Source organism: Reichenbachiella sp. MSK19-1 (genome assembly GCF_003590315.1).
GTDB lineage: Bacteria > Bacteroidota > Bacteroidia > Cytophagales > Cyclobacteriaceae > Reichenbachiella > Reichenbachiella agariperforans.
The window spans coordinates 1,117,318-1,129,159 of record NZ_MIER01000002.1 but is presented as its reverse complement, the minus strand read 5'-3'; the positions used below and the strand labels follow the sequence as shown (position 1 = coordinate 1,129,159).

General features: G+C 44.7%; 15 protein-coding genes. 8 read left to right on the top strand and 7 right to left on the bottom strand.

Annotated elements, in window-relative coordinates; genetic code table 11:
* The first annotated feature begins 43 nt into the window (after positions 1-43).
* The 3 genes from BGP76_RS04770 to BGP76_RS04760 all read left to right on the top strand — a co-directional run bounded on the left by BGP76_RS04770 (position 44) and on the right by BGP76_RS04760 (position 2,378).
* On the top strand, positions 44-970 hold the full coding sequence (locus BGP76_RS04770; RefSeq protein ID WP_119843796.1) for a prolyl oligopeptidase family serine peptidase: 927 nt from the start codon (positions 44-46) through the stop codon (positions 968-970).
* A 114-nt stretch (positions 971-1,084) separates the two neighbouring features.
* A complete protein-coding gene (gene yaaA / locus BGP76_RS04765; RefSeq protein ID WP_119844325.1) occupies positions 1,085-1,849 on the top strand; it encodes a peroxide stress protein YaaA in 765 nt (254 codons plus the stop codon).
* 151 nt (positions 1,850-2,000) lie between these two features.
* The gene (locus BGP76_RS04760; protein ID WP_119843795.1) at positions 2,001-2,378 is read left to right on the top strand and encodes a DUF3703 domain-containing protein; all 378 of its coding nucleotides are present in this window, start codon (positions 2,001-2,003) and stop codon (positions 2,376-2,378) included.
* 10 nt (positions 2,379-2,388) lie between these two features.
* On the opposite strand, the gene BGP76_RS04755 is transcribed toward BGP76_RS04760, so the two are convergent.
* Together BGP76_RS04755 and BGP76_RS04750 are read right to left on the bottom strand one after the other, a co-directional pair.
* A complete protein-coding gene (locus tag BGP76_RS04755; RefSeq protein WP_119843794.1) occupies positions 2,389-3,144 on the bottom strand; it encodes a hypothetical protein in 756 nt (251 codons plus the stop codon).
* A 126-nt stretch (positions 3,145-3,270) separates the two neighbouring features.
* On the bottom strand, positions 3,271-3,906 hold the full coding sequence (locus BGP76_RS04750; RefSeq protein ID WP_119843793.1) for a histidine phosphatase family protein: 636 nt from the start codon (positions 3,904-3,906) through the stop codon (positions 3,271-3,273).
* A gap of 56 nt (positions 3,907-3,962) precedes the next feature.
* Between BGP76_RS04750 and BGP76_RS04745 the strand changes: the two genes are divergently transcribed.
* From BGP76_RS04745 to BGP76_RS04725, 5 genes are read left to right on the top strand one after another with little or no spacing between them, the layout of a single operon-like run.
* The gene (locus BGP76_RS04745) at positions 3,963-4,385 is read left to right on the top strand and encodes a hotdog fold thioesterase (RefSeq protein ID WP_119843792.1); all 423 of its coding nucleotides are present in this window, start codon (positions 3,963-3,965) and stop codon (positions 4,383-4,385) included.
* A complete protein-coding gene (locus BGP76_RS04740; RefSeq protein ID WP_119843791.1) occupies positions 4,385-5,602 on the top strand; it encodes a chorismate-binding protein in 1,218 nt (405 codons plus the stop codon). Before BGP76_RS04745 ends, BGP76_RS04740 begins: the two co-directional genes overlap by 1 nt.
* Positions 5,602-7,278 (top strand): 2-succinyl-5-enolpyruvyl-6-hydroxy-3-cyclohexene-1-carboxylic-acid synthase, encoded by a 1,677-nt coding sequence (gene menD / locus BGP76_RS04735; RefSeq protein WP_158584056.1) that lies wholly within the window; start codon positions 5,602-5,604, stop codon positions 7,276-7,278. Before BGP76_RS04740 ends, menD begins: the two co-directional genes overlap by 1 nt.
* A gap of 26 nt (positions 7,279-7,304) precedes the next feature.
* Positions 7,305-8,126: a 1,4-dihydroxy-2-naphthoyl-CoA synthase gene (menB, locus tag BGP76_RS04730; protein WP_119843789.1), complete on the top strand. Its 822-nt coding sequence runs from the start codon at positions 7,305-7,307 to the stop codon at positions 8,124-8,126.
* 8 nt (positions 8,127-8,134) lie between these two features.
* Positions 8,135-8,689, top strand: a complete 555-nt coding sequence (locus BGP76_RS04725) for a DUF4136 domain-containing protein (RefSeq protein ID WP_119843788.1) — start codon at positions 8,135-8,137, stop codon at positions 8,687-8,689.
* Between the two features lie 195 nt (positions 8,690-8,884).
* On the opposite strand, the gene BGP76_RS04720 is transcribed toward BGP76_RS04725, so the two are convergent.
* From BGP76_RS04720 to BGP76_RS04700, 5 genes are all read right to left on the bottom strand, one after another.
* Entirely contained in the window at positions 8,885-9,346 is a 462-nt protein-coding gene (locus tag BGP76_RS04720; protein WP_119843787.1) for a biopolymer transporter ExbD, read from the bottom strand.
* Between the two features lie 36 nt (positions 9,347-9,382).
* Entirely contained in the window at positions 9,383-9,940 is a 558-nt protein-coding gene (locus tag BGP76_RS04715) for a biopolymer transporter ExbD (protein WP_119843786.1), read from the bottom strand.
* Between the two features lie 97 nt (positions 9,941-10,037).
* Positions 10,038-10,601 (bottom strand): hypothetical protein, encoded by a 564-nt coding sequence (locus BGP76_RS04710; protein WP_119843785.1) that lies wholly within the window; start codon positions 10,599-10,601, stop codon positions 10,038-10,040.
* A 218-nt stretch (positions 10,602-10,819) separates the two neighbouring features.
* Positions 10,820-11,227, bottom strand: a complete 408-nt coding sequence (locus tag BGP76_RS04705) for a hypothetical protein (protein WP_073118856.1) — start codon at positions 11,225-11,227, stop codon at positions 10,820-10,822.
* A gap of 255 nt (positions 11,228-11,482) precedes the next feature.
* Positions 11,483-11,782, bottom strand: coding sequence for a hypothetical protein (locus BGP76_RS04700; RefSeq protein WP_119843784.1), 300 nt, complete (start codon positions 11,780-11,782; stop codon positions 11,483-11,485).
* Positions 11,783-11,842: the final 60 nt, after the last annotated feature.

Below are 11,842 nucleotides of genomic sequence, written 5' to 3'. Positions count from 1 at the left end.
GGTCTCACCTATCTTAGTATATCTGCGCAAACAGCACACGACTATGAATCAAAAACAGTTTATTCAACTCCCATATCTAATCCTACTAATCACCACCCTCTGTCAATGTCAATCCAAACCAAAAGGCGATTCGAAAAATGAAGAACCGAGTTATCAAGCACTAAGTGAGACCGAAAATCAAACTTGGATCTATGAGAACTTGTCTAGCGTCATGCAGCCACACACTTTCTCTGCTACCAATGGCTTAGCCTTGCCTTACAGGATATTCGTCCCTTCGGATCTAAAACCTGATGAGCAGCTCCCTTTGCTTATTCACCTACATGGCAGGGGTGAACGAGGCACTGACAATACCCCCAAGACGTACAATAACATCCCACTGTTCAACGGGCCAAATGCCATCGTATCGCCCAATATGCAACACCGCTACCGCTGCATAGTCCTCGTCCCCCAGTGCTCCAACAAAACCACCAACGAAGAATGGGCCAAGTGGGTCGGTAACACTCCTAAAACCCCCTTCGAGGGATTGGGAAAAGACGGCAGCTACACCATGAACGAAACACCCTCTGAATCAGGTGCTGCCGCACTAGAACTCATAGACACGACGATCACTCAGTATCATATTGACACTGCGCGTGTCTACTTAACAGGCTTATCCATGGGAGGATTTGGCACCTGGGAGTTTATCGCAAGACGCCCAGATTTATTCGCTGCGGCGGTTCCTATGGCGGGTTATTCTGACCCTAGTCAGGTTGAGCGAATCAAACACATTCCTGTCTGGATATTTCATGGAGACATAGACCAATACAACCCCGTCGCAGGTTCACGCAACATGCACCAACTCCTGGCGGAGACAGGTGCAGATGTCCGATACACAGAATATACAGGTCTGGGACACGGAGAAACTTTCCAAAAAGCCTGGACCAACGACATGCTCATTCCTTGGATGTTTAACCAACGAAAGACTGAATGACATGAGACAGTAGCTTATTATACGTTCCCCTATCGCGACATCAAACAAATCTATTGGGTGATCTTCTCTAGTCTATAGATGTGCTTTATCTTCGCAGCAAAACACAATAGCTACATGATTGCACTTATTTCTCCTGCCAAGACACTCGATTTTGAAACAAAAACTGCTGGTGAACATACTTTTCCCCGTTTCCCAAAAGAAACCAAGGAATTGGTATCTGTACTCCAACAACAGTCAAGTGCAGACCTACAGTCACTCATGAGCATCAGTGAAAACATCGCTGATCTCAACGTCGGTCGCTACAAAGGATTCAAAGCCACCCACAATGAAAAAAATGCCAAAACCTGTCTCCATGCCTTCAAAGGGGATGTCTACCTCGGGCTAGAAGCAGAAACCTTAGACCACAAAGCATTAGATTTTTCTCAGCAGCATTTACGTATCTTGTCTGGACTCTATGGGCTACTGAGGCCTCTAGATTTGATTCAACCCTACCGACTGGAGATGGGAACGCGATTGGTATTCGATCAACACAAAAATCTATATAGCTACTGGGACGACAAAATCGTCAAAATGCTACACAAAGACCTCAAAGCACAGGACGACAATGTAGTGATCAACCTAGCCTCCAACGAATACTTCAAAGCAGTCGACAGAAAAAGCCTCAAAGCACAAGTGATAGATACGGAGTTCAAGGATCACAAAAATGGTCAGTACAAACTCATCTCATTTTTTGCAAAGAGAGCGCGTGGACTCATGGCACGCTACATCATCGATCACCAGATTACTAATGTAGAAGATCTCAAGGCTTTTGACTTTGATGGCTACTTCTTCGATCCCAAAGACTCTACAGATACGAAATTGGCTTTCAAGAGAGGGTAAAAACGAAGGGGTCAAATAATTAGGTAATATTCTACCTTGAAATAGACTTGAAATTTTGAATTACAATTTAACTTCTAATTGATATAGTCAACTTTATCAACGAACCCTAACCAATCCCTTCGCGTAATCTAACCGAACAAACTGTACCTATATGAAACTTTACACCAGTCTACCTTCTAAGCTTAAACCATTTTTCAAAGCTGAATTAGTCCAATACTCGGACGCATATATTACTGGAAATCTACAGCAGGCATGGGCGCACCTAGAGCGAGCGCATATCCTAGGACAAAAGTATCCTTATGCACATTCGCTCGTGCACTGGAAGATGTTATGCTTTGGATTCAAAATCAAAAGTGCAAAAGAAGTAATCGGTCAAATCCCTCGACTCTTAGTAGGTGGAGTCAAATCCTTCGTCGGCAAAGTACCTGTAGGCAATCCTGGTGGCGCCAATGTACCCCCGATGAAACCCTTTCCGATTGCGTCTGATATACAAGCCATCTTTGTTCAGGCAGGAATCACTTCGGTCTGACTGGTCCTAGTCAATTACCTGTAAAAACAAACCCAAAACTCAGCCCCACATAACTGCCCGTTGCGACAACAGCTCCCGACTCACTGTCATTCGGCATCTCTGGGTAGAGTGTGTAATCAACCTTTGTTCTACTGAAAAAATTCAGTGTACTCACCAAGGATAGAGATATAATCCCTCCACTTCGTAGTGTATACTGCGGACCTATTTCAAACAAGAAGCCTGCTTGAGGAATAGAATTAACCTTATAATCAACAGTGAGAACCACTTGGTCAGTCGAGTCTGGATCAACGACAATCACTTCATCGTTCGTAGATGAAGAAGAAAACACTGTGGTGATATTAATTCCCATCTTGACGTTAATCAGGCAACTAGGAGATAAAGGGTACGCTCCTGAAAGATAAACAGGTATACCAAACGTAAACACTGAAAAAGTATCTGCATTTTCAATTATCACTAATCCACCAGGGTGGTAATAACTAGGGTAGCCAAGTTTTTCAATATCTATGATGAAACCATAATCCTGAATTCCCAAAGACGCCCCTGTCCCTATACCATAAAACTTGGCGAGTGGAAAATATCTTGCATACCGAAATTGGCCTCCTAAAGTCACTACTGACTGCACAAATGAAGCCTTATCCACAAAATCTAAGCTAGAATAGGTTGCCGCAAAGGAAATCTCATTATGCCCGACCTGATGGATCGTCTCTTGAGCGCTAGAATTATAGACACTACAACAAATTAAGGCAATAGCGATAATGGTCTTCATTGTTCTTTTAGGTTGATCTACATAAAGATGTATCCTTTTTTGATCCTTTGCAAAACAATTTGGTTCCTAACTCTATATATGAGGTTTCTTAACTAAGAACGTGAGTTCGATTAATACTGACCACCTCTACTCTCCTGGCATTACTTTGAGATCAGACAAGTGACTCACATCAGCATTTTTGACAATTTCATATTTCCCGTCGCTATACCACAGTTGATAGAGACACAGGTTAGCATGAGGAAAATCCTCAGATTGTGACAGTAGCAATCCCATCATCCAACAGAGCTGTATCCGCATGGCTCGACCGTGGGTAGCAATCAAAATATTCTCTTCCTCTCCTGCGAGCACCTGATCCATCGCGAGACGCTGCCTCTCACACACTTCGATAGGCGTATCTCCTCCCCCTACGCGGTGCTCAAGGTTTCCTTTGCCCCACTCGGCCAGCCCTGCGAGATACAGTTCATGACGCAACTCATCATAGGGCAGTCCCTCGTGAGACCCCCAGCTGATTTCATCAAAACCAGATAACTTCTCGAACGGTAGCCCCATCTCAATAAAACCCTGTACAGACTGCATGGTGCGCTTGAGCGATGAAGTGTAGACCTTCTCAAAAGGAACGTTTTTATACGCTTCGAAAAACAACGCTGCCTGCTGTCTACCCAGTGCATTTAGATCCGAATCCACCCCTCTGCCCTGTACTCTTTTTTGTTTGTTGAAATCCGTCTCTCCATGACGGATGATATATATATTTTTGCTTTTCAATCGAAATGTGATTTTGTTTGTGACCGCACGAAATTAAGGGAAAAAAGAAGGAATATATGTTCAATGAAATCTTTACACTGGAAGCCATTAATGATTTATCCCAAAACACCCTCTTAGAACATATCGGCATACAGTTTACAGAGATCGGGACAGACTACCTCAAAGCAACCATGCCTGTCGACTCGCGTACCCATCAGCCCATGGGGCTACTACATGGTGGTGCATCTGTCGTACTCGCCGAATCCCTCGGCAGTGTAGCAGCGCAAATGACCATCGACCCTCATGAGCAGTACTGCGTAGGACTAGACATCAATGCCAACCATATCAAAAGTGTCCGAGAAGGCGTAGTAGAAGGTATCGCAACCCCACTACACCGTGGTAAAAAAACGCAGGTATGGGAAATCAAAATATACAATGAGAAGAAGGAATTGGTATGTGTGAGCCGCATTACCATGGCGATTTTAGATAGAAAAAAGTGATGAATTCTCAGCATAAAACAGCGCAACTAACAGCTAGTCGCACCTTTGAAGCCAACCTGACGGCTTTCTTTGACTGTGCGATCAAAACAGATACTCCTATTGCGATCTGGCGAAAACCTACAGAAGAACTAATCCAAGGGTGCTGTCAAGTTAGCGATAGCGAGCTTAACATAGAGGATTTGGAGAATGCACCGCAGGGCTTCATGGTTAGCCCCTTTGCGCCATCAGACGAACCAAGACCCAACTACATCCTCTCTGATATCTCGATCAACGAAAAAGACAATGCATTCAAAATACACCCTACGTTACAGCATCAGGATCAGTCACTAGAAACCTTCTTTGAGGCCTACCTAGAGACGAAAGAACAGCAGTCATTTGACTTTAGAGATTATCTGCACAAAGCGCCAGAAGTAAGATACGACAGGCAAGCTTTCATTGATCTAGTCCAACAATGCCAAGATGCCATCAACAATGGACAGTATCAAAAAATCGTCCCCTCTCGAAGAGAAAGATACAGCTATTCGAACAATTTTCACCCAGTCAAAGAGCTGTTCAAACTCTGTAAGGCTTACAAAAACGCATTCGTATCTATCGTTTATACACCGCAGTACGGTCTTTGGCTAGGTGCTACACCAGAGCTATTGATCGAGACGCAAAACGAAATCTTCCGTACGGTATCGCTTGCAGGGACACAGGGTGTTCCAGATGATTTCGAGCTATCCAGGGCGGCTTGGAGACAAAAAGAAATCGAAGAACAAGCACTCGTGAGTCGCTACATCATCAACTGTTTCAAGAAAATCAGACTTAGAGAATACCTAGAGATAGGACCAAAAACTGTCAAAGCAGGCAACCTCATTCATCTCAAAACTAGTTTTGAAGTGAACATGAAGGAGACCAATTTTCCAGAACTGGCCAGCACCATGCTCCAACTACTGCACCCGACCTCTGCCGTATGTGGCATGCCTATGATCCCTGCGGCGAACTTCCTCGCCGAGCACGAGGGCTATGACCGAGAGTGCTTTAGTGGCTACCTCGGCCCAGTCAACCATGGTGACACCACCTCTCTGTATGTAAACCTACGCTGTACCAAACTGTACAAAGATGGCGGAATCATCTATGCCGGCGCAGGCGTAACAGAAGAAAGCATTCCTGAACTCGAATGGAACGAAACCGAAATCAAGTTCAGAACGCTGCTCAACATATTCGAAAACCTGTAATGGACCTGCAATCTACATTTGATATCCCCGAGCTATGCCATCAGTATGGCGTACAGCATGCAGTCATCTCTCCAGGCTCTAGAAACGCCGCCCTTACCATTGCTTTCGCACGACATCCTGAGATCCAGTGCTACAGTGTGCCCGACGAACGATCAGCAGCTTTCATTGCACTAGGACTTTCACTCAAATCCCACCAACCCACCGTACTGATCTGCACCTCAGGCTCTGCAGGGCTCAACTATGCCCCTGCTGTAGCAGAAGCGTATTTCAACCAAGTACCGCTGTTGATACTCACAGCGGATAGACCCGCGGACCTCATCGGCAAACGCGATGGACAGACCATCTACCAGCAATCACTCTACGGATCGCACGCCAAAGCCTATTTTGATTTTCCGTCATTCGACGAAAACCTAGAGACTGCACATACATGCATCCATCAGGCATTACTGGCATGTACGTCTGATGCTTCAGGACCCGTTCAGGTCAACGTTCCGTTCAAAGAACCTTTCTACCCAGAGCAGAACAAAACTTACCAAGCGACTAATGGACTCCAAGCAGTAGTACAAGCCGATTCTCCTTCAACTTGGGACAAATCGCTACTCAATCAGCTCACCCACTACTCCAAAATCCTCATCATCGCAGGACAGGGGCACAAAGAGGAAAAACTGATCACGACGCTGAACCAGCTCAGCACAAAACACAATATCCCCGTGATCGCCGACGTGATCTCCAACTGCCATGAGGTAGCGCAAGCCATTCAGCACCAAGACCTATTCCTGATCAACCGTGATCCATCGCTACAGCCAGACCTGATCATCAGTTTTGGACTATCAGTAATCTCTAAGAATCTCAAGCTGTTTTTACGCGGATGTAAAAACCTAACACACTGGCACATCACACCAAACCAAGATGCAGCTGACACCTACGATCATCTCTCTGAGGTCATTGCTATTGATACCTTGGCATTTATATCCGAATGGCTCAACACCCAACAGGAAGCAAAAGCAGCCCAGCAACATTTTTTTACCGAATGGCAAAATGCGAACCAATCTGCGCAAGCACTCATCAGCGACATCAATCCCCGAGATTGGACAGAGACGACTATCTACAAGACACTACTAGAACACATCCCCGCACATACCGACCTGCACCTCGCCAATAGCATGGCCGTGCGCTATGCCAATACTTTGGCAGTCAAAAACCAGCTCGCGATATACTGCAACCGGGGCACCAGCGGAATAGATGGCTCTAACAGTACGGCAGTAGGCACCTGCCTCGCCTCCGGCACCAACACCCTCCTGCTGACAGGAGATGTCGCTTTCCTCTACGACAGAAATGCCTTTTGGCACAATCATCTGCCAGACAACCTGCGCATCGTCGTATTCAACAACAACGGTGGAGGCATCTTTCGAATGATCGACGGACCAGCCGCTCAGCCAGAACTAAAAACCTTCTTCGAAACAGATCAGCGTTCTAGTGCATCACATGTGGCACATGAGTTTGGTTTCCGATACCTAACGGCTCATTCGTGGGAGGATTTGGACACCAGCTGGGATACGTTCTTTGATTTCAGCCAAGGCAGAATACTACTCGAAGTATTCAGTGATGCCGAAGAAAACAAACGCGCCTACAAACAATTATTCAAAAAAATGAAGGATTTATCCTCCAGACATTAGTTTTGAGACTTTAAAACAAATACGACATGAGTACTTTCAACTGGGAAACCATAAAAGAATATACGGATATCAAATTCGATTTTTTCGAAGGTATCGCTAAGATCACGATCAATCGTCCAGAGGTCTACAATGCCTTTAGACCCGAGACCAACTTCGAAATGCTAGACGCCATGGATATCGCGCGAGAAAGAGCCGATGTACGTGTGGTAGTGTTCACAGGAGCTGGAGACAAAGCATTCTGCTCGGGTGGAGACCAAAACGTCAAAGGAGTCGGTGGCTACATCAGCGAAAACGGTGTACCTCGTCTCAACGTCCTAGACCTCCACAAGTCTATTCGCTCACTGCCTAAGCCTGTCATCGCCATGGTCAATGGCTATGCCATCGGCGGAGGACACGTCCTACACGTGGTATGTGACATCACCATCGCATCGGACAATGCCAAATTTGGACAGACTGGTCCTAAAGTAGGTAGCTTCGATGCTGGATTTGGCTCGTCCTACCTAGCCAGACACGTAGGCCAGAAAAAAGCACGTGAAATCTGGTTCCTCTGCGAACAGTACACTGCCAAAGAAGCCGAAGACATGGGCATGGTCAACAAAGTCGTGTCCCTAGACAAACTAGAAGAAACAACGGTAGACTGGTGCAAAACGATGATGAAACGCAGCCCGATGGCACTACGAATGATCAAGCGCGGACTAAATGCCGAGCTAGATGGTCAGCGTGGACTCATGGAATTTGCCGGAGACGCGACACTCATGTACTACCTCATGGAAGAGGCCCAGGAGGGCAAAAATGCTTTCTTGGAAAAAAGAGACCCTGACTTTGACAAATACCCTAAGTTCCCGTAAACTGTAGTATGCACAGACTATTGATAGGAGTATTAATGATCACCCTGGCTTTCGGTTGCGCACCGGCTAGGGTGATTGATTTTGTCAACGAAGAGATGGACTTTAGCGACTACCGCAGCTACCGTCTCATCAATTTCCAATCCGACAACAAGTCCTATTCGGCAGAAGGAACAGCCTTTTTCAATCAGATCGAACAAGAGATTCGGCTCAACATGCAAGTCAAGGAGTTTGCCGAACAGAAAAAAGATGCAGACCTCATCGTCCGCTACGAAATCATGTCAACCGTCACTACCGAGACGCAGGGCAACACCAACTACTATGACCCCTACTACTACTACTACAGTCCACCACCACGCACGGTACGCTACACGGAGGGACTCCTACTGATCGAGTTTCGGGATGCCAAAAAGAAAAAACTCGTCTGGCAAGCTAGCCTCGACCTCAAATACAGCCGCAAAGAGACCCCAGAGATGACGCTCAAAAAAACGATCGATCGTATCTTCCAAACCTACCCCTACAAAGCTGGATCTAACGAGAAGCTTTCAGAAGACACCAACCGATAGCCAGTGGCTCGGATGACTTAGTGGAAGGTTTTGTTGAGTTCGTCAATGGTTCAGGTGACCTAGTGGAACAATCTGTTGAGTTCGTCAATGGTTCAGGTGACTTAGTGGAACAATCTGTTGACTTAGCCAATGGTTCGGGGGACTTAGTGGAACAATCTGTTGAGTTCGTCAATGGTTCGGGAGCACAAGACTGTATCAAGCCCCTCCCCTTAACAGAACCGTTCGAAACAGGACTTTCCGTGCATCAGCCTTCCTCAGCTCATGCTGAACATCTGCAATTAGCCCCATTTTGACATACTCGTCTGCCCGTAGCATGACGATCATTTGATCTCGCTGTGACTCTGGCAAACTGTTTTTTTGCTCAAACACCCACTGTGTGATTTCCTCCAGCGACAGCAGCTTTCCGTCCGAGGAGATTCGTGCTTCGACTCCTAAAGCTGCGTTTTTAGGATAACCTATAGTCAGTTCCCTAATCAACGACTTTTGCTCGACCTTCGTCACCGCTCTGGCCTCTGGTGGCTGTACTACGAGTTGATCATCCTTGGCTTTGATAGTCGCCGTGACCATAAAGAAAAACAACAACAGAAACACGATATCAGGCAGAGAGGCAGTAGAGATTTCTGATTTAGAGACATTCTTGGTTTTAAACTTTTTCATCTTCAATGCGCTTTAGAGTGATTTAGAATTAGACTATTATTTGATCGCCAGTGCATCTGGCTCGGCTATCGATATATTCATCGGGATACCTTCTTTGCCTTTCTCGTATAGGATACGCTGCTCCAGCGCCGACTGATCCAGTGCCCGATAGGCTGCCGCACTCATCCCGACTCGGTCGCCATAGATGGTGTAGTATGACTCCTTGACTTCATCTAGCAACGTGATGAACATCTTGTAATCCGTCCCTCGATCTGTCTTGATAGACACCACGGCATCTTGAGGAGACTCAGCAAAGTGATCACTATGGGATTCGTTGAGGATAAAATTGATCAACTCAGACTGTAGACCAGACAGGTCTCCGCGCACTTCGTTTTCTATAAGGTACTGGTTCTTCGAATTGACATGAATGTTGAACACATTCCTATCCTTGATTTTGATCGTCGTAGGATCATCTACCTCTGGTGGCAGTTTGAGCATCAACCCTTTTTCTTGGAGAATGGTCGTGCTGATCAAAAAGAAAATCAAGAGCAGAAAAGCAATATCTGCCATCGATCCAGTATTGATACTTTCGAGTTTAAGTTTGTTCGATCTCATGGGCTTTTTGTATTTACAATCCCACGATGACCTAATAGTCACAACGATGACAGCTATTTTTCATCTATCATACTGGTGTGACCGGTGAGAAAACAGGTTACTTTCTTTCCAACCGTCTAAATCCAATGTAAATCAATACACTACAAAGGATTAAGCCTATGATGGCGGGGATCAATATTGATTTCCCAGATTCTCCCGCATTTTGAATACTCCAGACCATTTTCCCAGTAGCCATCAGTACTACGACAGCTATCCCCATGGGCAAGCTCCGTTTCCAAAAGGCCAACCCTAATGCGATAAATGAAACGGGGATCGTCAAGGTCATTAACCACTTGCTCAGGTTCCACGCTCCATAGAGGTATTCTTTTTCAAAAGCTAAAAACGCTACCACACTGTCCTCTACGGTTTCGGGTTTGGGAAACCAAAACATACTCGTAAACAAAGCAAATAGTGAAATAGCCATGCCCGCATAACTATTGTTGAAAGCGGCATAACAAAACGGCAGCAAAAACAGCGGTCTTAGATACCAACTCCATTGATTGTGATGTCTTTCAAAGACCCATTCAAAAAACGGCTCGTTGGTCATCGATACTACGATGAATACAATCGTAAAAATGAAGAATATGGCGCCTATTCCTTTATCTAATTGTCTATTGATCATAGGTCTCTTTATCTATGCGAGTATAATGATACAACATCTACTACAACAAAAGAAACCGTCTATAATCAATCCCTCCGCTCACCGATGGGGATAGCCCAGTCTATCGCCGGGCTATGACGTGATTTTATGGTTTTTGAAATAGCAATAAGGTTTCAGTTGCAGTGAGTAATATGACTGGGCAGGAAGAGAAAGGCTCCAAAAGAATATACCATATGTTTTTAGTTTCTCATTATCGTAACACTCTCTCCGCAGGCCAACGCCGCATTCTCAGATGATATTCCTTGAGCATTAATTACTCCTTCAGTAAAAGAATCACCTAACCGAATGGTTACCACACTAGAGCTACTCCCAGAAACAATTTCAATATCACCAGAGATCACCTCCCAATCTATACTTGGATCAGTAAGATTTGTGAAGTACTCATACTCAATTATTTCTCCTATACTTAGATCAGAATTTCTTTGAATACAGCAAGCTGTACCTGTAAAATTAGGATCATACACCTCCGTATTCGCACAGGTATCAGGAGCATCATCCTCTAAGCTAACTGTGTTATCATCGCTATCCGAACAAGAGAAAGTTAACGCACCAATAAAAAAAAGAACTATTCTAAAATTTTTCATCATTATATGTTTTTAAGAATTATATACTACTGTAACGTCACAGTGAATCCTTACTTGTTAAAAATAGTTAATAATAATCGATGTTGCATGGTTTTGCCCCACTAACTCCCCAGTTTTAGCGGAAGTTAAAACCTCTCCGCTCACCGATGGGGATAGCCCGGTCTATCGCCGGGCTATGACGTGATTTTATGGTCTTTGAAATGCTAAAAAGGCTTCAGTTGTATTAGGGGATATGACTGAGCGGATGTAAACCCTCGCCTATTGTTGGGAAGGAAAGTCCCTACGGCGCTGATAAAGACCAAAGATATAGCCATTTAGATAACTAAGAATAAAAGAGATATTTTCAAAGTATTTCAAAACATCTCCCTCATTTTCTATTTCCTTTTCATTTAGAAGTGTTGGATCAATCCTTTTCACACTTAGCAATAAATCTCTAAAGATAGATTCATTGAAATGTAACTTATGAGCGAACTCATTCCTGAGTTTATTTAATAATTTATACGATTGAATAATGCTATAAGATAAATCTTCAGGTAATTCACCAAACTCTTCAAGCAAGAACAACTTGTTTGAGTAAGTAAAATTCTTTTTAAATAAATCTATTTGGCAGTAAGGGGT